The sequence below is a fragment of the Rhodococcus sp. KBW08 genome, from assembly GCF_003852455.1.
GTDB lineage: Bacteria > Actinomycetota > Actinomycetes > Mycobacteriales > Mycobacteriaceae > Rhodococcus_F > Rhodococcus_F baikonurensis.
On record NZ_QAJJ01000021.1, the window covers coordinates 41989 to 68708 of the forward strand.

Annotated in this window: 26 protein-coding genes and 1 tRNA gene; 9 read left to right on the forward strand and 18 right to left on the reverse strand. The window is 62.9% G+C overall.

The window, feature by feature from the left end; translation table 11 throughout:
• Positions 1-134: 134 nt before the first annotated feature.
• Positions 135-1070 (reverse strand): helix-turn-helix domain-containing protein, encoded by a 936-nt coding sequence (locus DBV08_RS27285; RefSeq protein WP_095971586.1) that lies wholly within the window; start codon positions 1068-1070, stop codon positions 135-137.
• A 116-nt stretch (positions 1071-1186) separates the two neighbouring features.
• On the opposite strand from DBV08_RS27285, the gene DBV08_RS27290 reads away from it, so the two are divergent.
• The 3 genes from DBV08_RS27290 to DBV08_RS27300 are packed head-to-tail and all read left to right on the forward strand — an operon-like array spanning position 1187 to position 4285.
• Complete coding sequence (locus DBV08_RS27290; protein WP_095971585.1) at positions 1187-2353, forward strand: hypothetical protein; 1167 nt, start codon at positions 1187-1189, stop codon at positions 2351-2353.
• A 2-nt stretch (positions 2354-2355) separates the two neighbouring features.
• Positions 2356-3138 carry an SDR family oxidoreductase gene (locus tag DBV08_RS27295; protein ID WP_124569480.1) on the forward strand — a complete coding sequence of 261 codons (783 nt, stop codon included), beginning with the start codon at positions 2356-2358 and terminating at the stop codon, positions 3136-3138.
• Between the two features lie 7 nt (positions 3139-3145).
• Complete coding sequence (locus tag DBV08_RS27300) at positions 3146-4285, forward strand: sulfotransferase (protein ID WP_124569481.1); 1140 nt, start codon at positions 3146-3148, stop codon at positions 4283-4285.
• Positions 4286-4358: 73 nt separating this feature from the next.
• Here DBV08_RS27300 and DBV08_RS27305 read toward each other — a convergent pair whose 3' ends face one another.
• Positions 4359-5204, reverse strand: a complete 846-nt coding sequence (locus DBV08_RS27305) for an alpha/beta fold hydrolase (protein ID WP_124569482.1) — start codon at positions 5202-5204, stop codon at positions 4359-4361.
• Positions 5201-6991, reverse strand: a complete 1791-nt coding sequence (locus DBV08_RS27310; protein WP_124569483.1) for an amidohydrolase family protein — start codon at positions 6989-6991, stop codon at positions 5201-5203. Before DBV08_RS27310 ends, DBV08_RS27305 begins: the two co-directional genes overlap by 4 nt.
• Before the next feature lie 97 nt (positions 6992-7088).
• Between DBV08_RS27310 and DBV08_RS27315 the strand changes: the two genes are divergently transcribed.
• Both DBV08_RS27315 and DBV08_RS33045 read left to right on the forward strand, forming a co-directional pair.
• Positions 7089-7736, forward strand: a complete 648-nt coding sequence (locus DBV08_RS27315) for a TetR/AcrR family transcriptional regulator (RefSeq protein WP_124569484.1) — start codon at positions 7089-7091, stop codon at positions 7734-7736.
• Between the two features lie 394 nt (positions 7737-8130).
• On the forward strand, positions 8131-8256 hold the full coding sequence (locus tag DBV08_RS33045) for a hypothetical protein (RefSeq protein ID WP_255246884.1): 126 nt from the start codon (positions 8131-8133) through the stop codon (positions 8254-8256).
• 82 nt (positions 8257-8338) lie between these two features.
• Here the strand turns inward: DBV08_RS33045 and dcm are convergent, their stop codons facing one another.
• Both dcm and DBV08_RS27325 read right to left on the reverse strand, forming a co-directional pair.
• Positions 8339-9673, reverse strand: a complete 1335-nt coding sequence (dcm, locus tag DBV08_RS27320; RefSeq protein ID WP_260395781.1) for a DNA (cytosine-5-)-methyltransferase — start codon at positions 9671-9673, stop codon at positions 8339-8341.
• Between the two features lie 120 nt (positions 9674-9793).
• Positions 9794-9864: transfer RNA gene (locus DBV08_RS27325), tRNA-Cys, on the reverse strand.
• A gap of 234 nt (positions 9865-10098) precedes the next feature.
• Between DBV08_RS27325 and DBV08_RS27330 the strand changes: the two genes are divergently transcribed.
• The gene (locus tag DBV08_RS27330) at positions 10099-11403 is read left to right on the forward strand and encodes a multidrug effflux MFS transporter (protein ID WP_124569485.1); all 1305 of its coding nucleotides are present in this window, start codon (positions 10099-10101) and stop codon (positions 11401-11403) included.
• Here the strand turns inward: DBV08_RS27330 and mraY are convergent.
• Positions 11400-12476, reverse strand: a complete 1077-nt coding sequence (gene mraY, locus DBV08_RS27335) for a phospho-N-acetylmuramoyl-pentapeptide-transferase (RefSeq protein ID WP_003941316.1) — start codon at positions 12474-12476, stop codon at positions 11400-11402. The two genes, DBV08_RS27330 and mraY, sit on opposite strands and share 4 nt — an antisense overlap.
• Before the next feature lie 85 nt (positions 12477-12561).
• Here mraY and DBV08_RS27340 point away from each other — a divergent pair, with 85 nt between their 5' ends.
• Positions 12562-13095 carry a MarR family winged helix-turn-helix transcriptional regulator gene (locus DBV08_RS27340; protein ID WP_054825961.1) on the forward strand — a complete coding sequence of 178 codons (534 nt, stop codon included), beginning with the start codon at positions 12562-12564 and terminating at the stop codon, positions 13093-13095.
• A 93-nt stretch (positions 13096-13188) separates the two neighbouring features.
• Here DBV08_RS27340 and DBV08_RS27345 read toward each other — a convergent pair whose 3' ends face one another.
• The 11 genes from DBV08_RS27345 to DBV08_RS27395 all read right to left on the reverse strand — a co-directional run bounded on the left by DBV08_RS27345 (position 13189) and on the right by DBV08_RS27395 (position 24776).
• Positions 13189-13965 carry an enoyl-CoA hydratase gene (locus tag DBV08_RS27345; RefSeq protein ID WP_003941374.1) on the reverse strand — a complete coding sequence of 259 codons (777 nt, stop codon included), beginning with the start codon at positions 13963-13965 and terminating at the stop codon, positions 13189-13191.
• Positions 13962-14858: a 3-hydroxyisobutyrate dehydrogenase gene (mmsB, locus tag DBV08_RS27350; protein WP_095971578.1), complete on the reverse strand. Its 897-nt coding sequence runs from the start codon at positions 14856-14858 to the stop codon at positions 13962-13964. The genes DBV08_RS27345 and mmsB overlap by 4 nt, the downstream gene beginning before the upstream one ends.
• Positions 14859-14881: 23 nt before the next feature.
• Positions 14882-15940: an enoyl-CoA hydratase/isomerase family protein gene (locus DBV08_RS27355; protein WP_124569486.1), complete on the reverse strand. Its 1059-nt coding sequence runs from the start codon at positions 15938-15940 to the stop codon at positions 14882-14884.
• Entirely contained in the window at positions 15937-17097 is a 1161-nt protein-coding gene (locus DBV08_RS27360) for an isobutyryl-CoA dehydrogenase (protein ID WP_007726145.1), read from the reverse strand. The genes DBV08_RS27355 and DBV08_RS27360 overlap by 4 nt, the downstream gene beginning before the upstream one ends.
• A 14-nt stretch (positions 17098-17111) precedes the next feature.
• A complete protein-coding gene (locus DBV08_RS27365) occupies positions 17112-18629 on the reverse strand; it encodes a CoA-acylating methylmalonate-semialdehyde dehydrogenase (RefSeq protein WP_124569487.1) in 1518 nt (505 codons plus the stop codon).
• 132 nt (positions 18630-18761) lie between these two features.
• Positions 18762-19481, reverse strand: a complete 720-nt coding sequence (locus tag DBV08_RS27370) for a copper homeostasis protein CutC (protein WP_124569488.1) — start codon at positions 19479-19481, stop codon at positions 18762-18764.
• Between the two features lies 1 nt (position 19482).
• The gene (nagB, locus tag DBV08_RS27375) at positions 19483-20262 is read right to left on the reverse strand and encodes a glucosamine-6-phosphate deaminase (RefSeq protein ID WP_007726140.1); all 780 of its coding nucleotides are present in this window, start codon (positions 20260-20262) and stop codon (positions 19483-19485) included.
• Entirely contained in the window at positions 20250-21491 is a 1242-nt protein-coding gene (locus tag DBV08_RS27380) for an N-acetylglucosamine-6-phosphate deacetylase (protein ID WP_124569489.1), read from the reverse strand. The genes nagB and DBV08_RS27380 overlap by 13 nt, the downstream gene beginning before the upstream one ends.
• Positions 21488-23161, reverse strand: coding sequence for a phosphoenolpyruvate--protein phosphotransferase (ptsP, locus tag DBV08_RS27385; protein ID WP_124569490.1), 1674 nt, complete (start codon positions 23159-23161; stop codon positions 21488-21490). The genes DBV08_RS27380 and ptsP overlap by 4 nt, the downstream gene beginning before the upstream one ends.
• On the reverse strand, positions 23161-23430 hold the full coding sequence (locus DBV08_RS27390) for an HPr family phosphocarrier protein (RefSeq protein ID WP_095971572.1): 270 nt from the start codon (positions 23428-23430) through the stop codon (positions 23161-23163). The genes ptsP and DBV08_RS27390 overlap by 1 nt, the downstream gene beginning before the upstream one ends.
• A gap of 2 nt (positions 23431-23432) precedes the next feature.
• Complete coding sequence (locus tag DBV08_RS27395; protein ID WP_003941307.1) at positions 23433-24776, reverse strand: PTS transporter subunit EIIC; 1344 nt, start codon at positions 24774-24776, stop codon at positions 23433-23435.
• Positions 24777-25103: 327 nt separating this feature from the next.
• On the opposite strand from DBV08_RS27395, the gene DBV08_RS27400 reads away from it, so the two are divergent.
• Positions 25104-25334 carry a glucose PTS transporter subunit EIIB gene (locus DBV08_RS27400; RefSeq protein WP_003941324.1) on the forward strand — a complete coding sequence of 77 codons (231 nt, stop codon included), beginning with the start codon at positions 25104-25106 and terminating at the stop codon, positions 25332-25334.
• Positions 25331-25789, forward strand: coding sequence for a glucose PTS transporter subunit IIA (locus DBV08_RS27405; RefSeq protein ID WP_003941386.1), 459 nt, complete (start codon positions 25331-25333; stop codon positions 25787-25789). Before DBV08_RS27400 ends, DBV08_RS27405 begins: the two co-directional genes overlap by 4 nt.
• A gap of 54 nt (positions 25790-25843) precedes the next feature.
• Here DBV08_RS27405 and DBV08_RS27410 read toward each other — a convergent pair whose 3' ends face one another.
• Positions 25844-26593: a GntR family transcriptional regulator gene (locus DBV08_RS27410; RefSeq protein ID WP_095971570.1), complete on the reverse strand. Its 750-nt coding sequence runs from the start codon at positions 26591-26593 to the stop codon at positions 25844-25846.
• Positions 26594-26720 lie beyond the last annotated feature (127 nt).

Sequence of the window (26720 nt, forward strand, 5' to 3'; positions counted from 1 at the left end):
TCCTGAGCATCACGTACTCCGTGCGGAACACCATTTCCGCATCGGTACATTTATGTACCGGACTGGTTCTAATTTGAACGCAATCACAGAATAGAACTCGTTCTACCCAAAGGTCAATGACCGGCAATCAGACGTCACAGACCGCGAACCGGACTCCGGCCACCAACTTCCGCCGTCACCGCATCCGCTGCCGCAACCAGCGCCGCGGCCCTTCGCTCGATCTCGGCGCCCGTAATCGCCCCACCCACATACAGCGTCAACACAAGCGCCTGATGCCCCTCGGCGTCGTAGGTCGGGGCAGCGATGAGACTGACGGGATGCTCGTCGTCGGAACTGATGTCGCGTCCGAGGTACACCCTCTCGCCCAGGCTCGACACCATCTCACCGAGCAGTTCACGCACCTCGGGCGGGAGATCATGCGTCGCAACACCCGCCATCAGCGTGTGAAGTCGCTGCCCGACGGGGTCCAGACTCTCGACCAGGTACCCCGCGGCGCGGCACTCGCGGACCACGTTCCACAGACGCTCGCGATCCAAGCGCACCGGCAGACTCGGCTCCTTGCTCAGCCAACTATCCATGTCGTGATCCGAACCCCAGAGGACGTACATCAGTCCGACCGGCGGAGCGAACGGATACACCTGCCCGACCTTGGCAGCGCGACGTGCTCCGACCGGTCCGGTCACCTCGAGAACACTGATCTGGTCACCGATCACGCCGGACGCCGTGCACGTCGTCCCGAACTCCGCACTCACCTTCGCCAGATGGGTGCGGGCAATAGGGCCGACGGCAAATCCGCGCTGAGCTGCACGTCCGGCCGCAATCAAGGCCGGACCGAGCCCGTAGGTCTTCGACACCTCGTCCCGAGTCAGGTATCCACGATCAGCCAGTGCCGTGAGGATTCCCAGGCAGGTGGGCTTGCTGATCTCGAGCGCGCGGGCCAGTTCCGACAGCCCGAACCGCTGATCAGGGCGGCCGACGAGGTAATCGAGTACCTGAACCACCCGCTCGGTGGGAGGCGATTGCCTCCCCCTCGGGCGACCATCTTCAGGCGCCTTCTCCGGTCCACCCATTGACCACTCCCTAGAACGCGTTCTATTGTCGGAATACCCAACATCTACCAAATAGGTACATATTTGTACCACGACGCTCTGGACCGGCGACATAGTCGGAACTGTGAGGAGCCAGCGTGCTGACGGACCCGTTTGCCGAGGCGATCGCCGAAGCCGAGAAATTGATCGAGACTGCGCCGCACATCAGATCCGAACAGGATCTACTGGAGGGATACCAATATCTGGCCGGCGGAATCATCGCGACGACGCATGCCGCCTGGGCCAGCGAAAAGACTCATCCGAGTTTCATCCAGGGCACCGGGCCGTTCACCAAGATGGGTCTCGACAACCCGGACACCCTCTACTTCGGCGCCCGTATCAACGACGACAAAGAATACAAGGTCACCGGAAAGCGCGGCACCACAGCCGATCTCAGCTTCCAGGTGTTGAGCGGGAACTACACCAACTCGAATGTCCCCGGAAGCGAGATCGCCTTCGACGACCGCGAACTCGAGATAGACGACGACGGAAACTTCGTCGCCTGGTTCGGCCCCGGCCCTGCCGACGGCCGAGCCAACTACTACACCCTGGCGCCCGGTTCCTCGCAGTTGGTCGTTCGCGAGGTCTACAGCGACTGGAGTCAGCAGCGCGGCGTGATCCGAATCGAGCGCACCGATTCGATCGGAATCGCACCGCCACCGCTGACCGCCGAAGAGACCGAGAAGCGGTACGCACGGGCCGGAAAGGCACTGGTCACGCGGGTCAAGACGTGGCTGCAGTTTCCGGAGTGGTTCTACCTCAAGCTCACGGTCAACACCATGACCGAACCACGTCTGACGCCGGGCGGACTGGCGACGCAGTACTCGTCGGTGGGACATTACGAACTGACCGACGAGCAGGCGATGATCATCACGGTTCCGGCGTCGGACGCACCGTATCTCGGCTTCCAACTCGGTAGCCTCTGGTACATCTCACTCGACTACGTCAATCATCAGACCTCCCTCAACAACGGCCAGGCACAGGTGGATCCGGACGGGATGGTCCGAATGGTGGTCAGCGAGAAGAACCCCGGTGTCACCAACTGGATCGAAACCGTCGGGCACCCGCGCGGCATTCTTCAGTTCCGGTGGCAGCGGGTCTCGCGCGAGCTGACGCCCGAGGACGGCCCCACCGTCGAGATCGTTCCAGTGGAAGACATTGCGAAGCACCTGCCGCATTTCGACACCAACGCCATCAGCGCCGAGGACTGGGCAGCGCGAATTGCCCAGCGCCAGGCCGCCATCGACAACCGAATGCTGGGGTAAACATGACCGCCTTGCTCGAAGACCGTGTAGTAGTCATCTCCGGGGTCGGCCCCGCTCTCGGCCGCGCTCTGGCGCTTCGCTGTGCGTCAGCCGGCGCGAGTCTTGTTCTCGCAGCGCGCACGCAATCGCGGCTCGACGACGTCGCGAAGGAAATAGTCGATGCCGGTGGGCGCGCCGTCACCGTTGCCACCGACATCACCGACCAGGCTTCCGCCGAGAATCTGGTGGCCGAGTCCATTGCCGCCTACGGCAAAGTCGACACTCTGATCAACAATGCCTTCTCGATTCCGTCGATGAAACCATTGGCTCGCACCGATTACCAGCACATCCGCGACAGCATCGAACTGACCGTACTGGGTGCGCTGCGCCTGACTCAGCTGTTCACGCCGGCACTTGCCGAGTCGAACGGCTCCGTGGTGAACATCAATTCGATGGTGTTGCGGCATTCGCAAGAGCGTTACGGCAGCTACAAGATGGCGAAGTCGGCCCTGCTCGCCATGTCGCAGTCCCTGGCCACCGAACTCGGCCCGCAGGGAATTCGTGTCAATTCGATTGCACCCGGCTATATCTGGGGCGACACCCTCAAGGGTTACTTCGCGCACCAGGCGGAGAAGTTCGGCATGACCGTCGAGCAGATCTACGAGCACACCGCGTCGAACACCGACCTCAAGCGCCTGCCGACGACGGATGAAGTATCCGATGCGGCGATCTTCCTGGCGTCCCCGATGTCCAGCGCGATCACCGGCCAATGCATCGACGTCAACTGCGGCGAATTCCATCACTAGGAGCACCATGACTGAACGCACTCACGTCGGCACCGTCGAGGATCTCCATGCCTCGGCGACGCGGATGACCGGCCTGACGGACTTCGGCGTCGACGATTACACCGAAGCTCTGTCGGTCCTGCTCGAGTCTTACGACCGCGACGAGGATCTGACACCCTTCGGCAGCAAGATCTCTCGGGTATTCCTACGCGGCGCCCTGGTGGCACGTCTGCTCAGCGAATCCGCATGGAAGGAACATCCGGAACACGCCGACGTCAAGATCGAGCGGCCGATCTTCGTCACCGGATTGCCACGCACCGGCACCACAGCGCTACACCGCCTCCTCACGGTCGACCCGGCTCACCAGGGTCTCGAGATGTGGCTGACCGAGTTCCCCCAGCCGCGTCCACCTCGCGATACCTGGGAATCGAACCCGGTCTTCGCCAAGATCGAGGAGACGTTCGGCCAACACCACGTCGAGCATCCCGAATTCATGGGCGTGCACTACATGTCCGCCAGTGAAGTCGAAGAATGTTGGCAACTCTTGCGTCAGACGTTCAAGTCCGTGTCGTACGAGTGCCTGGCAAATCTACCCACGTACTCCGCATGGCTGAAGGACCAGGAGTGGTCGAACGCCTATGCACGACACAAGAAGAACCTGCAGCTGATCGGTCTGCCCGATCAGGATCGACGGTGGGTCCTCAAGAACCCGAGCCACCTGTTCGCGCTCGACGAATTGATGGAGGCGTACCCCGACGCTCTCGTCATCCAGACTCACCGCTCCCCCACGACAATCATTCCGTCGGTATGCAGCCTGGCCGCCCAGGCGACAGAGGGTTGGTCGAACACGTTCACCGACAAGGTGATCGGCGAAAGTCAGCTCGAATTGTGGGCCAGGGGACTCGAGCAGTTCGACAGTGCACGCGCACACCACAATCCGGCTCAGTTCATCGACGTCGACTATCAGGACTTCGTCACCGATCCGCTGGGAACCGTCGAGAACATCTACGCGCACTTCGACATCCCGTTGACCTCTACAGCGCAGCAGTCGATGGAGGCCATGCACGAGGAAAGCCGCTCGGGTGCTCGCAAACCTTCGCACAAGTACACGCTCGAGGAGTTCGGTCTGACGAAGGAGCAGGTGGAAGAGCGATTCGGAACTCGTTGAGAACCGCTGGCCGACGACCTTGCTGACAACTGAAGCCCCGCCGATCGGCGGGGCTTCAGTGATCGAAACGCGGTCAGCTGCCGAGATGCTCGCCCAGCAGTCGGTCCAACTCGTCCGGCGCCTCGTCCGGAATCCAGTGGCTCACGCCGCTGAGAACCTCGAACCGGTACGGACCGTCGACAAACGCGGGGGTGAGCGCAGAACCCTTGGGCCCGATGGCAGCATCGCCATCACTCCAGACGTGCATGGTCGGCACGGTGACCCGGGCAGTTGCGGGGTTCGGCTTGGTCATCCACATCGCGCGATACCAGTTCAGACCACCCCGCAGGCGGCCGGGAGCCAGCATGGCATTCAGATCGCGCCGTGCGTTCTCCGGCGTCTGCCCGCTCGAGATCAGGAACTTCTCACCCGCCGACGTGGAGGACAGAACCTTCTCGGGAACGAACGGCAATTGGAACACCCCCATGTACCACGATTTCAGTCCCTGCGTGCTGGTCACCATCGCCTTGACGAACGCCAGTGGATGCGGAACCGACACCGCGGTAACGGTGTTGAGCAAATCGGCCCGCTCGGCAGCGACCTGCCATGCGACTGCGGCACCCCAGTCGTGGCCGACCAGGTGCACCTTGCCCACCGCGAGCGCGTCGATCAGTGCGACAGTGTCAGCGGCGAGTTCGGACCCGCGGTACGCCCAGCGCGCTTTCGGCCTGGCGCCGGGTGAGTACCCTCGCTGATCCGGCGCCACCGTGCGGAAGCCGCGGGTGTGCAGCAGCGGTGCGAGCTGATCCCACGAGCTCGAATCCTGCGGAAAACCGTGCAGGAGGACCACCACCGGACCGTCTGCCGGCCCTTCGTCGCGTACGTCGAAGGTCAGCCCGGACCGGGAGTACGAGGTGAGGCGATCCGCCGGTGTAGTCATAGCGCCACGCTAGCCTTCGTGACCCCTGTGATCGGAGCCTTTTCACCAGCGCGCAGGAACTGGCCTGTCTTTTCGATTCCGAATCCCGGGGCGAATTCGCCGTCCCGGTAGACGAGTCGGCCGTTGATCACCGTCGCGACGGCGGCGTCGTCGCTGCGGTTGACCATTCGGCTGATCCCACCGTACTCGGGGACCTTTGCCTCGAACAGGCCGTCCACCGACTCGTCGAGCCCGGCCGGATCGATGACAACGAAGTCCGCGCGGTCACCCTGGCGTAGATGCCCGGCATCGATGCCGTACCAATCCGCCAGTTCGCCGGTCAGGCGATGAATTGCCCGTTCGACGGTGAGGAACGGTTTGCGGTCACTCTGGGCGTCCTTGACACGCTTGAGGAGTCGCACCGGATAGTTGTAGAACGCCATGTTGCGCAGATGCGCACCCGCATCGCCGAAGCCCATCTGCACGCCGGAACTCGCGGCGAGTTTCTTGGCGAACTTGGGACGATGATTGGCAATAGTGGTGCGCCAGCGAAGTTCTCGTCCGTACTTCACCACCAGATCGAGGTATGCGTCCACGGGGTGCACTCCCCGGACGTCGCCGACCTGACCGAAGTTCTTGCCGATCAACGTCTCGTCCGGGCAACCGACGATCACGGCGTCGTAGAAATTGCGGTGCCAGATGCGAGGTGAGAACTTGTTGTCGTAGTCCTTGCGGAATGCGCGGCGGTACGACTCGTCCTGGAGCAGTTCGTTGCGCTCCACCTGGTCCTTGAGGTGCAACGCGGCGGCGCCGGCACCGAACTCCTCGAATACGACGAGGTCGATTCCGTCTGCATAGACGGTGAACGGAACCGGAAGGTGCTGCCACTTGAAATCGGTCTTGGCGAAGCGGTTGAGCAGCGGGGCCGCAGCAAGCATGAAGTACACGATCACCGGGTAGGCCTTCGAATCCGCACCGGAGAGCAGCGACGTCTTGAGCGGCTTCTTGCGTCCGATGGCGGAGCTTTCGGCGAAGAACGCCGCGACGTTCGGATGCAGGTTGATGGTCGGAGCGCTCTGCAAGATCTTGCCGCGATCACGAAGGATGCGGTTGAGGAATCGGAACTCCTTCCACCGTGCATACGTCGACGGCAAAGAGCGAGAACGGTATTCGTCGCCGTCGATCTTGTCGAGGGCGTTGGTCATCGACGACAGGCCCAACATCCCCGCATCGATGGCGTCCTCGAGCATCGAGCCCATCCGGCCGAGTTCCGAGCGGGTCGGCTTGACCTTCTTGTCGGTGCCGCGCCCCAATCCGAGTACGTGCGTGCGAATGTCGGAATGGCCGATGAAGGCCGCGACGTTCGGTCCGAGGGGAAGGGCTTCGAGTGCAGCGGTGTAGGCCGCGGGACCGGTCCAGGTCTTGTTCGCTTCGAGGATGCGCAGCACCGCGTCGTGGGGCACTGCTTCGACCCGGCTGAACAGGTCCGCAATTTCGCGCGGGGTCGAATACACCGTCGACAACGAGCAATTACCGAGCACGACCGTCGTGACGCCGTGGCGAACCGATTCCGGAAGCCCTGGACTGACCAAGGCCTCGGCGTCGTAGTGCGTGTGGACGTCGACAAAACCCGGGAGCACCCACTTGCCGGCCGCATCGATCACCTCGGTGTCCGGCCCGATCTCGAGGCCCGTCGTGGACACCTCCACGACCACGCCGTCTCGAATTCCGAGATTACGACGCAGACCTGGAGCCCCCGTCCCGTCGAACCACAACCCGTCGTTGACCACGATGTCGAAAGCAGACACTGTCGGACTCCTCGCCTCACGTATGTGTTACCTCACGTTATAGACAGCGTTGAGTAAAAGTCAATGAACCTTCGGAGCCAATACATAAGATGTCGGAATGGCTGCAGTCCCTCGCTCCCCCGAAGACCGTCAGAGGCAAATCCTCGAGGTGGCAGTACACATGTTGCGGACCGAGCCTTTCGACCAACTGTCGATGGACCGAGTTGCCGCCGAGGCCGGCGTCTCACCGCCACTGCTGTTCCATTACTTCAAGAACAAAAAGGGCTTCCAGAACGCCATCCTCGAGGCTGCCTCGGCAGATCTCGAAGATCGAATGCGACCTGACCCCGAGCTACCCATCACGTCCCAGCTGCGTTCAGGTATCGAAACTTTCGTCGACGCCGTTATCGAGCACCCCACCATTTACCTCGCCGTGATGCGGATGGCCGGCAGTGGCGACGTCCGGATGCGCACGATCTACCGTGGGATGCGCCGCACTTTCACCACGTGGATCGTCGCTGCGCTCACTAATCTGGGCATCGAATCGAACGCGACCGTGGAGGCGACAATCGCCGGGTGGCAGGCATTCATGGAGGAAATCGTCGTCAACTGGATCGACGAGCCGACGCTCGAGCGAGGCGAGATGGTCGACCTCTGTGAACGAATTTTCTACCACTGCCTACCGGCAGCAGGCATCAGCGTGGAGCAAATAGTGGCAGCCACCGTCGTCGCGACGGCCAGTGAGTCCGGCGCAACACAACCGTGATCTTCGCGCCGGGGTTTCACAGGTGGTCACGATTGGGTATCTTGCTTGCAGTGGCACTGGACCACGACCCCAACACATGAAGGATCCAACATGGAGTCTGTCGAAAACGTATTGCCCGCTGGCGTCAAGCTCGAAGACGTCTTGAGTGTCCTCAAGGTCGCAGTTGCGGGCATCGGCCTCATCAGCGCACTTTCGGCATTCAGCTGATCGCAAAGCGTCATCGACAGGCCGGACTTCGGGGAGTCCGGCCTGTTTTTTGTTTCCCTTCCTGAACAAACCGTGAACTTTTCAGCAACTTCAGCGCAAAGCGGTCATTTCGACCCAAACAAGCGTCCAGTTTGCTAACTTGTGTCTGCGACACAAGGTCGTACAGAAACACCACGCAGACACAACCTTGTACATACAAACCTGTACATACGACACGGAGGACCGAAACATGGGTTCCATCAACACCCTCAGCGCCGTCATCGACATCATCAAGGTCGTCCAGCCGTTGATCGCCAAGCTCAACCTCAGCTGATTCGCTTGCACCACACCCCTGCCAGGGCGTAACTCGAAATGGGGCCGACATTGTCGGCCCCATTTTCCATAGGTGCACTATCTCAGCCGAGGGCCTTCTTGATCTCTCCTGCCAGTACCGACGCCAACTGCGGCGGCACCGCATTGCCGATCATCGTGCGCACCGCTCCCCACTTGCCTTCGAATACGTAGTCGTCGGGAAAAGTCTGGAGGCGAGCAGCTTCTCGAACGGTCAACGACCGCGTGTGTTTCGGGTGCACGTTGCGGGAAGCCGAGATCATCCCGAAGGTGGTTCCGACCGTCGACGCCGGCTCGTCCCACCGCAATCGCTTGTACGTCGTGTTGTATCCGGACGACGGTCGCATGGCCGGATCTTCGTTGTCGTGAGCCGACATTCCTTCCGGCACATCACGCAGCCACCGCAGGACGTGCTCGGGATGCTCGACGGCCCAGTGCAGCGGGTCGGTTTCGCAGGCCTGTCCGGATTCCAGCGGAGCCAGGTCGACGGTGGCATCGCGGAAAGTCTTCAGCGGCGCAATACCATTCACGCCGTGAGTCTTCGGCGGAAAACGCAGCGGACCGATACCACTGTCGCGGCGGGTCGCCACGATGAACACTCGTTCCCGGAACTGCGGGACGCCGTAATCCTGCGCATTGACCGTGTTGACCGACGCGTCGTAACCGCGTGCAGCCATCTCGCCGAGTATCCGGTCGACGACCATCCCACCGTCCGGGTCCTTCATGCTGAGCAGCAATCGCACGTTTTCCATCACCACGACCTTCGGCTTCACCAGGTCGGCGAGCTCGAGCAGGTTCCGGAAGAGATGGTTGCGCGGATCGTCGCGGTCGCGTCGGCCGGCGAGGCTGAAACCCTGACACGGCGGCCCCCCGGCCAACACATCGATGTCCACTTGTGCCAGAAGGTCTTTCACACGGGCTTCATCGATTGCCCGGATGTCCTCGCCGAGGCACCTCGCGCCGGGGAAGTTCCGATCGAAGGTCGCGCGAGCCTCAGGAACGACTTCGATGTATCCCTCCACCGAAAACCCCGCCATCCGAAAGCCTTCGGCCATACCCCCACAACCGGAGAACGCCGTCAGTACGGTGGGGGCTCCTCTTCCTGCCGCCGCGACCGCACGCCTGGCCACCGAGGCGGGGACGTTGACCGGTGTCGCTCGACGCGCACGGCTACTTCCACTCGATCGCTTCCGCGGGGCCGCGTACGTGCCCTCACGCTTTGCCGCTTCCAACGCGGAGAGGGCTGTGAGAACTGCGCGCGCCACCGGTGGCTTCGGATACGCCTTGTCGAGTTCCCACGCGGAGACGACGGCTGACGAGACTCCCGCTCGGCGGGCGAACTGGAACTGACTGATCCCCACGTCCAAGCGCCGCGATCGCAGGTCCTGTCCCGAAATCAATTCAGTGCCTCACTCAAGTGGTCCGCTCGCTCCGGCAGCCCAGACTATCGCAGCCGACACCGCGAACCAGGACCGCACAAGAGAGACCGGCAGGCGGTATGCCTGCCGGTCTCCGACACGAGCGGATGACGGGATTCGAACCCGTGTGAACGGCTTTGCAGGCCGGTGCCTAGCCACTCAGCCACACCCGCGTCAGTGAGTAATTCTGCCCCGAGTGACGGCGTCGAACCACAGTTCCGCTCAGCATGATTCGGATGCAATCCCACCAGGCGTTCCAGTCTCTGGGAAAACTGCGAGCCCTTCGGGAACAAATCGGTCAGTCTCGATGCTGACTCCCTCGGTGGGCGCAGGTCATACGAAGTGCGGCCCGAATTTCGCCCGAACGACCGAGCAGTTCGCCAGACCCAGACAACCCAGAAGGTTTCATGAGTGCCGAGAACACCGCCATCGCCCCGCCTGTGAAGGCCGCTCCGCCCTTGGAGGCGGCCCCGCTGGAAACGAGCAGTGTCAACCGCAAGCCGAGTGTCGGAAAGATCCTGGCCCTCGGTTCCATGACGGCACTCGGACCCTTCACCATCGACATGTACCTGCCTGCACTACCGGATATCGGCGCCGATCTCGGAGTCTCGTCGTCAACGGTTCAGCTGACGATCACCGGAACCCTCGTGGGCCTCGCGCTCGGCCAACTGTTGGTCGGGCCGCTCTCGGACACGCTCGGCCGCAAGAAGCCGCTGCTGGCCGGAATCGGCGTCCACATCCTGGCTTCGCTGCTGGCGGTCTTCGCACCGAGCATTGCGGTCCTCGGAATCCTGCGGGTCTTCCAGGGCATGGGCGCGGCGGCCGCGGCAGTGGTCACCATGGCGATCGTCCGCGACCTCTACAGCGGCAACACCGTTGCCGTCGTGATGAGCCGGCTGATGCTCGTGCTCGGCGTTGCGCCGATCCTGGCGCCCAGCATCGGTGGCGCCCTCCTCGTCGCCCTCGACTGGCGCGGGATCTTCGTCGTCCTGGCACTGATCGGCGTCGGCACGGCGATGATCGGTGCGTTCGGACTGTCCGAAACACTGCCGAAGGAAAAGCGTCGCCCGAGCGGATTGACGTCGGTTCTCCGCACCTACGGCTCGCTCCTCGGCGACCGCACGTTCATGGTCCTGACGCTCGTCTCCAGCGTCGGAATGGCGTCGTTGTTCGCGTATGTCTCCGGGGCGTCGTTTGTCTATCAGGACCAGTACGGCCTCAATCAACAGGAGTTCGCGCTGCTCTTCAGCGCGGGCGCGATCGCGTTGATCGGTGCTTCGCAGGTCAACGTCCGACTGCTCGACCGGTGGACTCCTCAGCAGATCACCAAGTGGGCCCTCGTGGCTGCGGTTGTCTCCGGCGCTGTAGTCATTACTGTCGCGGTCCTGGAACTGGGCGGGCTCGCCGGATTCGTGATCGCACTCTGGGTCATGGCCGGCGCAATCGGGTTCGTTCTCCCCAACGCCCCGGCACTGGCTCTCGCTCGTCACGGCGAGGCGGCCGGTACTGCGGCGGCGATGCTCGGTGCATTCCAGTTCGGCGTCGGTGCGGCCATCGCGCCGGCCGTCGGCCTGCTGGGAAACACGAGCACAGCCCTGGCCGTCACGATGACGGCGTGTGTGTCGCTCGGTCTGATCGCTCTTCTGGCTACGACCCGAAAAAGCGATCGGACCCGAAAGAGCGATCCGACCCGAACGAGCGAATCGGTCTAACCGGCAGCGGAGAACCACTCGCTGTAGAAGGTGGCAAGTCCCAGCACGCACGAGATCGCGACGAAGATCCAGAATCTTGCGATCACGACGGTTTCCGGCCAGCCGAGTAACTCGAAGTGGTGGTGGATCGGGGCCATCTTGAATACGCGTCGACCGGACGATCGGAACACCAGAACCTGGATGATCACCGACAGGATCTCAGCCACGAACAGGGCTCCGATGATGACCATCAGAAGCTCGGTGTGCGTCGTGACGGACAGGCCGACCACCAGGCCGCCGAGCGCCAAGGAGCCGGTGTCGCCCATGAAGATCTGAGCCGGAGCGGCATTCCACCAGAGGAAGCCCAGGCACGCCCCGCCTGCCGCAGCAGCGACGATAGCGAGATCCAGGGGGTCACGAACGTCGTAGCAACCGGCGGCAGGCTCGAGGACACACGAGTTCCGGTACTGCCAACCGGCGATGACGACGTAGGTCCCCAGGATCATGCCCATCGAACCGGCCGCGAGACCGTCGAGGCCGTCGGTGAAATTGACGGCGTTGGACCAGGCGAACACCAGAATGCAGAAGAAAACCACGAATCCAATGGCACCCATCGAGAACACCGAGATGTCACGAACATGGGACAGGTACTGGCTTCCGGGAGTGACTCCGTTGTTGTTGGAGAACTGCAGAAACAGAATGCCGAAGATGATGGCGCTCGCCAGCTGACCGACAGTCTTTGCCGTCTTGTTCAGCCCGAGATTGCGCTTCTTGCGGATCTTGATGAAGTCGTCGAGAAAGCCGACGATTCCCAGTGACGTCGCCAGCGCGAGAACCAGCCAACCGGATGCAGACAACCGCGGTAGCCGCGAGCCGAAACCGATGATGTGTGCCGCCAGGTAGCCCGCCCACATGCCTGCGATGATCGCGATGCCGCCCATCGACGGGGTGCCACGCTTGCCCTGATGGCTCTGCGGACCCTCGATCCGAATCTCGTGCCCGAGCCCCTGCCGCGAAAGCACACGAATGAGAAACGGAGTCAGGAAGAGCGCGACGAACAACGAGACGCCACCCGCTACGAGGATTGAAATCACCCGTGGGACTCTACAGACGTAAGCGGCTGCGACACACAATCAGACAAGGCACCCGACCGCTTCGCAGCATGGGATGATCGAACCTATGTCTCCCCCCGCGCCGCTCCCCCTCGACCCCATCGAAGAGGCGCATCGTCAGTGGACGGAGCACGGTTGGAGCGATGTCGCCGACGGCATGGCTGCGGTCACGTCGGTGATGCGTGCGCAGCAGATCATGATGGCGCGGGTCGAAGAGGTACTCAAGCCTCTCGGGCTGACCTTCGCCCGCTACGAACTGCTGACGCTTCTCACCTTCACCAGGTCGGGCGCACTCCCGATGGCCAAGGCCAGTGCCCGCCTCCAGGTTCACCCCACCAGCGTCACCAATGCCGTCGACCGCTTGGAGAAAGCCGAGCTGGTTCGGCGGGTCCCCCATCCCAGCGATCGACGTGCGACGCTCATCGAGATCTCCGACGCGGGTCGCGCGCTCGCCCTCGAAGCCACCGAAATGCTCAACAGCAAGGTGTTCGCACACCCCGGACTCCAGCAGGACAAGCTCGAGCAATTGGTGACGATCCTCACTGAACTTCGCAAGACTGCGGGTGACTTCGACACCGGCGGCGCACCCACCAAGTGGTGAACCGACCACCCGTACACACAAAAAAACTGCCCTCACACTCTCGACGAGTGTGAGGGCAGTTTCAGCTGTTTCGGAACTCAGCGGTACCCGAATTCAGCGGTGCTTGAATTCTGCCGACCGCTTCTCCACGAACGCGGTCATGCCTTCCTTCTGATCCTCCGTCGCGAAGGTCGAGTGGAACACCCGACGCTCGAAGCGGACGCCCTCGGCGAGGGTGGTCTCGAAGGAGCGGTTGACTGCTTCCTTGGCCATCATCGCAATCGGCAGCGACATCTCGGCGATGGTGGTTGCGGTCTTCAATGCGTCGTCGAGCAGATCGGCAGCCGGAACGATCCGAGCCACCAAGCCGGCGCGCTCGGCTTCTTCTGCATCCATGTTGCGGCCGGTGAGGCACAGTTCCATGGCCTTGGCCTTGCCCACCGCGCGCGTAAGACGCTGCGAGCCACCGATACCCGGAATGACACCGAGCTTGATCTCGGGCTGGCCGAACTTCGCGGTATCCGAAGCGATGATGAAATCGCAGAGCATCGCCAGCTCGCAGCCACCACCGAGCGCGTACCCGGAGACGGCGGCGATCAGCGGCTTACGAGCTGCTGCGACGCGGTCCCACGGGGTGAAGAAATCTTCGACGTATGCGTCCATGTACGTCTTGGACTGCATTTCCTTGATGTCGGCGCCGGCGGCGAAGGCGCGCTCGGAGCCTGTGATCAGGATGGCTCCGATGCCGTTGTCCGCTTCGAGGTCGGCGACCGCGGCGACGACCTCGTTCATCAGCTCGGAGTTCAGCGCGTTGAGAGCCTTCGGCCGGTTGAGCGTGATGACGCCGACGCGACCCTTACGCTCGAGGATGATGGTGTTGAAGTCGGTCACTGCTGTCCTTCGGTCGAACGGTCACGGATGTCGTTGATGATGGCAGAGAAGTCCTGACCGCCACCGCCCGCGGCATGGAAGCGACTGTAGAGTTCGGCGGCCTTGAGCCCGATCTCTGCATCGACGCCATTGGTGCGCAGCGCATTTGCAGCCAGACCGAGGTCCTTGTCCATCAGTGCGACGGCAAAGCCAGGCTGGTAGTCGTTGTTGGCCGGGCTGGTGGGCACCGGTCCAGGCACCGGGCAGTTGGTGGTCAGTGCCCAGCACTGTCCCGAAGCGTTGGACGCCACGTCGAAGAGCGCCTGATTGCTCAGGCCGAGCTTCTCGCCCAGCACGAACGCCTCGCTGATCGCGATCATCGAAATGCCGAGGATCATGTTGTTGCAGATCTTCGCAGCCTGGCCGACACCGGCGTCGCCGCAGTGAACGACCTTGCGGCCCATCACGTCCAGCAACGGTGATGCTGCCTGGAAGTCCGCTTCCGAGCCGCCGACCATGAAAGCCAGCGTGCCGGCTGTTGCTCCGACGACTCCACCGGAGACCGGTGCGTCGACGCTGCGGTGACCGGCTGCTTCGGCTTTGTCGTGTGCCTCGCGGGCATCGGCGACGTCGATGGTGGAACAGTCGATGAACAGCGTGCCTGGTGTCGCCACCGGCAGCAGTTCCTCGTACAGACCGAGAACGTGCTTACCGCTCGGCAGCATCGTGATCACGACGTCGGCACCGCGAACGGCGTCGACCGCCGAATCCGCTACCGATGCACCGTCTTTGACTGCCTGCTCCAGCGCCGCAGGTGCAAGGTCGAAACCGACGACCTTGTGTCCGGCCTTGACGAGGTTGGCCGCCATCGGGCCACCCATGTGACCGAGTCCGATAAATCCAATGGTGCTCATTAGTGATGCTCCTTCGGCGGTGATCAGTTGCCTTGCGGTTGGGGGGTGAGTCCGAGCTCGTTGTCGCCCAGCGGGGCGAAGTAGGCATCGACGGATTCTGCCGTGACCTCGTCGAGAGTTGCCGGCGACCACTTCGGGTTTCGGTCCTTCTCGACGACCTGAGCGCGAATGCCCTCGACCAGATCGTGTGAGGCGAGCGCAGCCGTCGAGACCCGGAACTCCTCGTTGAGGACCTCCTCCAGGCCTGCCGCTTCTTTGGCGTGTCGCAGGGATCGCAGGGTCACCGACAGTGCGATCGGGGACTTGCCGAGAATCTGCTCTGCCGCCTTCTCCGCCTCGGGGATTCCACTCGCGCGAAGACGCTCGACGATGGTGGAGACGTCGTCGGCCGAGTACGCGGCGTCGATCCAGCTCTGCTGGGCCAACAGCTCCGACACCGGAGCCGGCTCCGCGTACTGCGCCACGGCGTCGGCAACCGAGGACGACGCGAGAGCGGCGATGAACGTCTCGATGTTCTCCGACGGGATGAAGTGATCCGCGAAGCCCGCTGCGATGGCATCCCCGGCGCTCAGTCGCGCCGTGGTGAGCGCGATGTGCGTTCCGAGTTCACCGGGAGCACGCGAGAGCAGGTACGTTCCGCCCACGTCAGGGATGAAACCGATTCCGGTCTCGGGCATTCCGATCATCGAACGCTCGGTCACGATGCGAATGTCGCCGTGTGCGGACACCCCGACGCCACCACCCATGACGATCCCGTCCATGATCGCGACGTACGGCTTCGGGTAGTTCGCGATCTCGGAGTTGAGGATGTACTCCTCACGCCAGAAGTCGAGCGAACCGGTCTTGCCGTCCTTGGCGTCGTGGTAGATCGAGACGATGTCACCGCCCGCGCACAGACCGCGTTCGCCGGCGCCCGTGAGTACGACCGCCTTGACGTCGTCGTCGGACTTCCATTCCTCGAGTGCCTTGGCCATCGCCTTGACCATCGAATGGTTGAGGGCGTTGATCGCCTTGGGCCGGTTGAGGGTGATGAGCCCCAGTCCGTCACGCTTTTCGATCAATACCTCGAGCTCGTCGCTCATGCTGCTCCCTGCTTTCCCTGACCTGATGCGACCACGCTGCGCGCGATGACCACCCTCATGATCTCGTTGCTGCCTTCGAGGATCTGATGAACCCGAAGATCGCGGACGATCTTCTCGATCCCGTACTCAGCAAGATAGCCGTAACCGCCGTGAAGCTGGAGAGCCTTGTTGGCGACGTCGAATCCGGTGTCGGTCGCGAAGCGCTTGGCCATCGCACACAGCTCCACGACGTCGGACGCTCCGTCTTCGAGTGCTGCGGCGGCGCGCCACAGTAGTGTCCTGGCCGCTTCGAGTTCTGTGCGCATGTCGGCGAGCTGGAACTGCAGGGCCTGCGACTCGATCAGCGCCGAACCGAAAGCCTTGCGGTCCACCAGATATGCGACGGCTTTCTCCAGCGCAGCTTGAGCTCCACCCACCGAGCAGGCGGCGATGTTCAGTCGGCCGCCGTTGAGACCCTTCATGGCGATGCGGAATCCACTGCCCTCTTCACCGAGCATGTTGGCAGCGGGAACGCGCACGTCTTCGAAGATCACCTGACGAGTCGGCTGTGCGTTCCAGCCCATCTTGACCTCGTTGGCGCCGAACGACAGTCCGGGTGAATCCTTGGGCACGATGAACGCCGAAATGCCCTTGGCACCTGCAGATCCGGTGCGCGCCATCACGACGTACACGTCGGAAGTGCCTGCGCCGGAAATGAACTGTTTGACGCCGTTCAGGATGTAGTCGTCACCGTCGCGAACGGCCTTGGTGCTCAGGCCCGCAGCATCGGAGCCCGCACCGGGTTCGGTGAGGCAGTAGCTGCCCAGTTGATCCATCGAGCAGAGTCCGGGCACCCACTTGTGGCGCTGTTCGTCGTTGCCGAACTGGTCGATCATCCACGTGACCATGTTGTGGATGGAGATGTATGCGGCGATCGACGGATCGCCCTTGGCCAGTTCTTCGAAGATCCGGGCAGCGTCGACGCGGCTCAGTTCACTGCCACCCACGTCTTCACGAATGTAGATACCGCCCATCCCCAGGGACGCCGCCTTACGGAGGACGTCCACCGGGAAATGCTTGGTCTGATCCCACTCCACTGCGTTGGGCGCCAGATGCTCGGCCGCGAAGTCGCGGGCAGTGTCACGAATCGCCCGCTCGTCATCGGTCAGAGTAAACATGGAAAGTGTTCCGATCAGTTCATCGTGGGGATGACGAAGTGGTTGGTCTCTTCCTTCTTGCCGGAAGGCCAGCGCTGCGTCACGGTCTTGGTCTTGGTGTAGAAGCGGAAGGAGTCGGGACCGTGCTGGTTCAGGTCACCGAATCCGGAGCGCTTCCAGCCACCGAAGGTGTGGTAGGCGATCGGGACCGGGATCGGCACGTTGACGCCGACCATGCCGACGTTGACGCGAGCGGTGAAGTCACGTGCGGTGTCGCCGTCGCGGGTGAAGATGGAGACACCGTTACCGTACTCGTGTTCGGTCGGAAGACGCAGCGCCTCTTCGTAATCGGCAGCGCGGACCACCTGAAGGACGGGTCCGAAGATCTCTTCCTTGTAGATGCGCATGTCCGAGGTGACGTTGTCGAACAGGGTTGCGCCGGCGAAGAATCCGCCTTCATGGCCTTCGAGAGTGAAGCCGCGGCCGTCGACGACTGCCGTTGCGCCCTCGTCGATGCCGATCTGCACGTAGTTGTTGACGCGGTCGAGGGCATCCTGGCAAACGAGCGGGCCGAAATCGACACCTTCGTCGTCACTGCGACCGATCTTGAGCTTCGCTACGCGCTCCTTCAGCTTCGCGACAAGAGCGTCCGCGGTCTCCTCGCCGACGGGAACGGCAACCGAGATGGCCATGCAACGCTCACCGGCGCTGCCGTAGCCTGCACCGATCAGGGCGTCGGCAACCTCGTCGAGGTCGGCGTCCGGCATGACGATCGCGTGGTTCTTGGCGCCACCGAAGCACTGTGCGCGCTTGCCATGAGCTGCGGCCGTCTCGTAGATGTACTGAGCGATCGGCGTGGAGCCGACGAAGCCGACAGCCTTGATGCGATCGTCGGTGAGCAGGACGTCGACAACTTCCTTGTCACCGTTGACGACGTTGAACACGCCCGCGGGCAGGCCGGCTTCGAGGAACAGTTCAGCCAGACGCAGCGGGACGGAGGGGTCACGCTCGGAGGGCTTGAGGATGAAGGCGTTACCGGCGGCGAGGGCGGGGCCGGCCTTCCACAGCGGGATCATCGCCGGGAAGTTGAAGGGCGTGATGCCGGCGACGACGCCGAGCGGCTGACGCATGGAGTACACGTCGATGCCGGTGCCGGCACTCTCGGTGAATTCGCCCTTGAGCAGGTGCGGAGCGCCGACGGCGAATTCGATGACCTCGAGGCCACGCTGAATGTCACCCTTGGCGTCGGCGACGGTCTTGCCGTGCTCGGACGAAAGGAGGCGCGCCAGAGAATCCATCTCGGCCTGAGCGAGCTGGAGGAACTTCATCAGCACACGGGCGCGCTTCTGCGGGTTGAACGCCGCCCACACCAGCTGCGCCTCTTCGGCATTGGCGATGATGACTTCGGTCTCGGCCTTGCTCGCGAGGGGGACGCGGGCCTGCACCTTGCCGGTGTTGGGATCGAACACGTCCGCAAATCGATCAGATGTCCCGGGAACACGCTTGCCACCGACGAAGTGCGTCAACTCGTGAACCGTCGCATTTTCAACCATTGTGCTAACCCGTTCCTTGCTCGTATGGACCGCCCAGGAGGCAGCAGTGAATATGTCTACCATCCTATAGTTGGATGTCCATGTATGTCTAGAGCCGAACGGCCGTGAGTGGCTAAGGAGTCCCAGGGCTCTCTAAGCACTCACAGCGCGGAGCGCTGACGCCGCATCCTGCGCGACGTCGGCATCGGTGACGTCGTAGCCATCCGATCCCCCGCCAGGGCCGCCGGACACCGCGACGACCTTGCGTGCCGAGAGATGCACCGCATCGACGCCGACGGCAGCGATAGCCGGGATGTCGTCGACGGTGATTCCGCCACCGGCCATGATCTGGATCCGGCCCGCGGCATGTTCGACCATTCGACCGATCTCGTCGAGCCCCTGACTGCAGGTATCCGCACCCCCGGACGTCAGCACGCGGGTCACGCCCAAGTCGATCAGTTCGTCCAGCGCGGTCAGACGGTCGGCCACCACGTCCATCGCACGATGCACTGTCACCTCGACCCGCGCACGGTCCATGCATCCGATGATGCGACGCAGCACGACGGTGTCGATCGTATTGTCTTCTGTCAGTGCGCCGATCACGACGCCGGAAGCTCCTCCGGCCACGGCAGCACGTACGTCGTGCTCCATCACCCACACTTCGTCGGGTGAGAACACGAAACCTCCGGCGCGCGGACGGATCAACGGGTGAACCGCAATCCCCACTTCCGACGCAGCCTCGATCACTCCGATGCTGGGCGTCAATCCCCCCGTCGGGCCGAGTGCCGCACACAACTCGACTCGAGTCGCTCCTACCGAACGCGCGATCCTCGCCCCCCGCACGTCCTGCACAGCCAGCTCCAGAACCGCCATGTCAGAAGGACTGCCACGACGGCTTGTGTTCGAGCGCATACCGGTAGTAGTCGGCAAGTTTGAGCGAGCTGGCCGCAGCTTCGTCGATGACGACGGTGACATGGCGATGCAATTGCATCACCGAGGCCGGGCAGAACGCGGACAACGGCCCCTCGACGGCGGCAGCGATCGCATCGGCCTTGCCTTCGCCGGTCGCGATCATCACCAGATGCCGTGCATCGCTGATGGTTCCGAGCCCTTGGGTAAGCACGTGGTGTGGGACGTCGTCCACACCGTCGAAGAAGCGTGCGTTGTCGATCCGGGTCTGCTCGGTCAGCGTCTTCACGCGGGTTCTCGAGGTCAACGACGATCCGGGCTCGTTGAAGCCGATGTGGCCGTCGGTACCGATGCCGAGCAACTGCACGTCCACTCCCCCGGCCGCCGCGATGCTCTGGTCGTACCGGGCGATCTCCTGCTCCGGGCACGGCGCTTCACCGTTGGGGCTGGACACCATCGCCGGATCCAGGTTGACGTGATCGACGAACTCCGACCGAATCACCGAGTAGTACGACTGCGGATGGCGTTTCGGCAATCCGAGGTACTCGTCGAGCAGGAATGCCCGGGCCAGCGAGAAGTCGAGTTCGGCGTCGCGATGCCGCGCTGCCAATTCACGATAGGTTCCGATCGGCGACGACCCCGTTGCAAGCCCAAGCGTCGTCGCCCCGGCTCTGACATATCCTTCGACGATGTCCGCGACGGTCGAGTCGACCTCCGCGGGTGTCGGCTGAATTACGATTTCCATGATTGTTCCTTTCCGGCGGCTTTTCCGCCGAGTAGCACACGCCCCAGGCGCAATTGACGATCGGTGACCAGGATGTCGGCTCGGCAGCCCGCGGCCAGCGTTCCGATCAGGTCGCCAAGCCCCAGCAACCGCGCTGGGCTCCGAGTTGCCGCTGCAACAGCGTCTTCCATCGCAACCCCGCCGTCGAAGACGGTGCTGCGCAGTACGTCGAGCAGCCTCGCGGTCCCTCCTGCGATCGCGCCGGCAGAGCCGTCGATTGTCGCGAGCCGTGCGACTCCCCCGTGAACCGTGACGTCGAGGGCACCAAGTTGGTAGTCGCCGTCGTCCATTCCGGCAGCGGCCATGGAATCACTGACCAAGGCGATCTGGTCCGGGCCGACAGCGTCGAAGACCATCGACACGGTCTCGGGTGCAAGATGCACACCGTCTGCGATCAGTTCCACCACCATCTCGCCTCTCGCGGCAGCCGCCAGGCACGCTGAGACGGGCCCCGGTGATCGATGGTGCAGCGGCGGCATCCCGTTGAAAAGGTGGGTCGCGCTGATCTGACCGGCCCAATCCCCCTGCACCGCAGCACCGATGCGCGCCGACGTCGTTGCCGCATCCGCATCCGTGTGACCGAAACTCGGCACGATGTTGCGATGACGCATGATCGCGAGCAACTCTTCGAAGTTCTCGGTCTCGGGCGCCAGAGTCATGGACCGTACGGTCCCCCGTGCGGCGTCACACACGGCTTCGAGCAGAACCGGATCGCCGGGAATGATCGCCGCCGGATCCTGGGCACCGCAGCGGACGCCGTTGATGAACGGCCCCTCGAGGTGAATACCCAGAAGTTCTCCGCGTTCGACCAGATCGGCGAGCATCGTTGCTTGTCGCACCAGATCTGCGCGCGGCGCGGAAACAAGGCTGGCCAACATCCCGGTCGTGCCGTGCTCGCAATGGTGCGCCGCCGCGCGACTCGCTCCCTCGGCGTCGGTGTTCGGGAAACCGGCACCCGCTGCGCCGTGACTGTGTACATCGATCAGCCCAGGCATGATCACAGCGTCGGTCCGATCCGGAATAGCCACGACCGGTGCGGACGCCACGTAGTCCGCAGCCGAGCCGATCCAGCTGATCTTCTCGCCGTCCACGACGACAACCCCGTCGTGAATCTTCCCGATCGGAGAGCCGATCACCGTTCCCCGCAACACGATCGGATCGCCTACAGCGGCCGAGCCTGGCGTACTCATACGGACTCGCGAATCCGGGCGACGGCCGCTCTACCCTCGATCGGGTTTCGCGCGCCCCGTGCCGCCGCGGCCATGTCCTTGCACACCGCCAGGTCGAGAGAGGCCAGTTGCGCGCGAACGGCACCCAACGCGGGGACCGACATCGACAGGCTCGTGATGCCCAAACCGACCAGAACCGGCGCCAACAGCGGATCCGACGCGGATTCACCGCACACACCGACCGGTTTCCCGGCGTCGGCGCCCGCCTGACCGACCATCGCGATCAGATCGAGGACCGCCGGTTGCCACGGATCGAGTAATTGCGCCAAGCTCCCGGCCATACGATCCACCGCGCAGGTGTACTGGCTCAGATCATTGGTGCCGATACTGACGAAATCGAGATGCTGCAGGAGGTCCCTCGCCCGCAAAGCTGCGGCCGGAATCTCGATCATCGCTCCCACCTTGCCGATCCCCCGCGAACGCGCAAGTTCTGCAAAGTCTTTCGCTTCGTCGGCCGTGGCCACCATCGGCGCCATGACCCACAACTCGGCGCCAGACGCGTTTCCTGCGGCAGCAAGAGCGTCGAGCTGACTGATGAGCGTGTCGGGATAGACCGTGCCGACACGGAGCCCGCGGATACCAAGGGCCGGGTTCTCCTCGACCCCGAGATCGAGAAACGGCAACGGCTTGTCCGAACCCGAATCGAGAGTGCGGACCACTACCTTCTCGCCGGCGAAGTGCCCGAGCACCGACGCGTATGTCTGTGCTTGCTCCTCCACCGAAGGTGCGTCGTGGCGCCCGAGGTACGAGAATTCCGTACGGAACAATCCGACGCCCTCACAATCGGCCGCCCCGGCCCGCGCAGCGTCCTCGAGGGTTCCGATGTTGGCCGACAACCTCACCGCGAACCCGTCACGCAAGCGTCCTGGGCCATGTGCCGAAGCCGACTGCTCTGCCACGAACGATGCTTCGAGGACAGCGCGCTCGCGCATTTCTGCCGAGGGATCGATGGTGACCGTCCCGGTGGTGCCGTCGAGGATGAGGAGTTTCCCCTCCGTCAGCTGATCGGTTCCCGAGCAGTTGACCACGGCCGGGATTCCGAGCGACTTCGCCAAGATCGCCGTATGGCTGGTCGGACCTCCTTCCGAAGTCAACAGTCCGACCACGTCACTGTTGCCCAGCGTCGCTGTATCCGCCGGCGCGAGGTCGCGCGCCACCAGGATGTACGGGTAACCGGGGGTGGGGATTCCGGGCATCGGCTCCCCTCGAAGAACGGCTACGGCTCGCTGCCCGAGATCGCGCAGATCGGTTGACCGTTCGGCCATGTACCCGCCGAGCGCCGTGAGCTTTTCGCAGAATGCGTCGAAGGCAACTGCGACGGCGTGGGCGGTCGGCAGCCCGGATTCCAGGTTCGCCTTGGCCGCCTTCACGATGCCTGCATCGCGCGCCATCGCAGCCGACGTCGTCAGAATCTCCGCGGAGACGCCCTCGACTGTCTTTGCACGCGAGAGCAGTTCCTCCGCGACGGCGTCCAGTGCCTCACGGATCCTGATCAGCTCCGCCTCGGGGCTGCCCGTGATCGGGTCCGACGCAGAGGTCGGCTCAGGCGTGGAGAATCGCAACCACGGCGCACAGACCGAACCCGCGCTCACTCCGATACCCGCGATGCGGTTGTCCACACTCGCCGTCATCAGGCTTCGTCCAGTTCGGATGCGAGAAGCTCTGCGAGCGAACCGAGCGCAGCATCGGCGCCGTCACCGTCGGCACGCAAGGTCACCGAATCCCCGAATGCGGCACCGAGAGTCATGACAGACAACATGCTGGAGGCATCGACGGGTTCGCCGTCGCCGAGCGCAATGGTGACGTCTACCGGTAGATCGGCTGCGGCGCGCGCGAAGAGCGCTGCGGGTCGTGCGTGGAGTCCGACGCGGGATCCGATTGTCGTGGTTGCGATCGCCATGTTCAGCGTCCTTCCAGTTCCTTGTCGAGCTTGTTTTCCAGTTCGGCGACGAGCGGGGCGTCGGTGCGGCTGTCACCTTCGGCAGCCAGCGCCAGTTCGGCCTCGAGCAGCGCGGGGTCGGGCTCACCTGCGGCCACCTCGACCTCTTCTTCTCGTCCCGGCGTGCGCAGATTCCACTTCTTGATGACGAAGCTGAAAAGGAAGTAGTAGATCACGGCGTAGCCGAGTCCGATCGGGATCAACATCCATGCGTTGGTTGCCTTGCCGAAGTTCAACACGTAGTCGAAGAAGCCTGCGGAGAACGTGAATCCGTCGTGAATCCCCAGCGCATTGACCAAGGCCATCGACGTTCCGGTCAGGAGCGAGTGGATGACGTACAGGGGCCACGCGACGAACATGAAGGAGAATTCGAGCGGCTCGGTGATACCGGTGAGGAAGGCGGTCAGGCCGGTGGAGAGCATGATGCCGCCGACGAGCTTCTTCTGAGAAGGCTTGGCGTTGCGCCAGATTGCGAAGGCCGCAGCGGGGAGGGCGAACATCATGATCGGGAAGAAGCCGGTCATGAACGTACCGGCGGAGGGGTCACCGGCGAAGAACCGGTTGAGGTCACCGCGAACGATCTGACCGCTCGCGTCCTGGTAGTCGCCGATCAGGAACCACACGGCGGAGTTCAAGATGTGGTGCAAGCCGGTGGGGATCAGGAGACGGTTCGCTGCGCCGTAAATGCCGCCGCCCACAACGGTATTGGAAGCAACTGCTTCACCGACCCAGTTGAGGCCGGAGTTGAACAAGGGGTACACGAATGCCATCAGGACACCGACGACAAGACCGGTGATCGCTGTCAGAATGGGAACGAGCCTGCGCCCGTTGAAGAATCCGAGATAATCGGGAAGTTTTGTTCGATAGAATCGCTGCCACAAGATCGCCGACAGCAAGCCCATCACGATGCCGGCGAGCACACCGTAGTTGATCAGGGATTGATCCCCGTTCGGGTCCGTCTTCCCTTCGAGGACGATCGGCGACATCGCCTTGAACACACCGTCGATCACCATGTAGCCGACGACGGCGGCCAAGGCAGTCGAGCCGTCGGCCTTCTTGGCCCAGCCGATCGCGATACCGACCGCGAAGATCAGCGGCAGCCACGTGAAGACTGCTTGTCCTGCCGCAGAGATCACTGCCGCAGCGCTGTGCATCGAACTGAATCGCCCGAGCAGATCGTCCTGGCCGAGGCGGAGCAAGATTCCCGCAGCCGGCAGAACGGCGATCGGAAGCATCAAGCTTCGGCCGAGGCGTTGAACCCCGGCGAACACTTTCGATTCCTTCTTCGGGGTGTCTTCGAGAGTCATCAAGGACCTTCTTCGTTCGCCGGGCCGCGTCGCGATCGGCCGCTGGTTCTGGAAATTCGGGTGTCGTACACGTGCAGGTTTCGTGAAAATGCAGGTCACGGTTCTTGCTCGCAAGTGAGGGCAAAACCGTTTTGTCGAAACTGTTGTGGAGCCGGACTTCCAACGGGTACTGTCCGGTCATAACCAGTTGTAGTTTTACCTGGTGGAGGCGAGTTGTCAACACCCAAATGTGACATACGTAACCGGGATAGCCTTGACCAGCAACTAGTCAGCCCACCTGTACGACCGTTCAACGATCACGACCAACCCGACAATCAGGAGCAGCAAATGTCGAAAGCGGAAGCAATCATCAAGGGCCTCGGCGGCGCAGAGAACATCGTCGAGATCGAGGCTTGCATCACCCGCCTGCGTACCGAGGTCAAGGACGGAGCGAAGGTGAACGAGTCCGCTCTCAAGGCTGCCGGCGCACACGGCGTACTCAAGGCCGGAACGGTTGTCCAGGTCATCGTCGGGCCCGAGGCCGACACCCTTGCCGAGGACATCGAGGACATCCTGTGACGGTCGTCCTCGCCCCGCTGCCCGGCCGGGTCGTCGCACTTGCCGACGTACCGGACCCGGTGTTCGCTCAGCAGATGGTCGGCTCGGGCGTCGCGATCGAACCCGCTCGCGGTCAGGGCCCGCTCACGGTCGTGGCGCCGATCAGCGGGAAGATCCTGAAACTTCACCCTCACGCATTTGTGATCTTCGGCGAGAAGGCCACGGGCGTGCTGGTCCACATCGGCATCGACACGGTCAAACTCGAAGGCGACGGATTCACCCTCATCGCCGCCGAGGGTGACACCGTCAATGCCGGTGATCCCGTCGTCAGCTTCGATCCAGCGCACATCGACACGACCGGTTACTCGGCGATCTGCCCGGTAGTCGTGATGGATTCCAAACCGGACACCGTCGAATCCCCTTCCGTCGGTGGAGACGTCGCCACCGGCGACACTCTGTTCGACTGGTCGGCGTAACACAAAGGGCGGGCACACCGGAAGGTGTGCCCGCCCTTTCGTTTCGAACGATGGCTACTGGTCGCCGCGTGTCTTGGGCCGCGCTTGGCCCTGGACTTCCATCTGCAACTGGTAGCGGTCGGATCGGTACCAACTACGAGTGTGCTCGACCGGTGCGATCTCGCTGAACGACACTCGATCGAAGTACAGAACCGGGGCGCCTTTACGAGTACCGAGGAGAGTCGCGATCTCCGTACTCGCACCGTCTGCACTGACCGTCTGTTCGGCCCGATCGATCGGCTTGTCGTACTTGTCGGCGGTCGCTCGGTAGATCGAACCCGTCAAGTCCATGTCGAGTAGACCCGGCAACAGTTCGGGATTGAACCAGCCGTCGTCCACACTCACGGGCTCGCCGTCGGCGAGGCGCAAGCGCTTGACGTGGTAACCGTCGGAACCCGGTCGCATATTCAGTGCGGCAGCAGTGCTTTCGGGGACCGGCCCCTGCTCGCTGACCAGGACCACTGTCGTGGGGTGATGCCCCTGGGCGCGCATTTCCTCGGTGAAGGATGCAAGGTGCAGCTTGGACTGGACGGCACGGTGCGCAACGAAGGTGCCCTTGCCACGCACGCGAACGAGGTGTCCGTCATTTACCAGTTGTCCGATGGCCTCGCGAACGGTGATCCGACTGACGCCGTAGTCCTGCATCAGGTTTCGCTCACTGGTCATCAAGTCGCCAGGCTGGAGTTCTTGGGTGCACTTGCGCAGGAGAATGGTGCGCAACTGTTCGTGTTTGGGTATTGCGCTGTCGCGCAAATGAACGGGCATCACAGCGACTGTCCCTCCGAGAAATGAATAGTCGTCTATTCGCCAACGATATGAAATCGCAGGCAGGTCCCGACCGGACCGGTCCAATAAACGATACTGGAATTCACGACAGGAAACTAGCACCAGT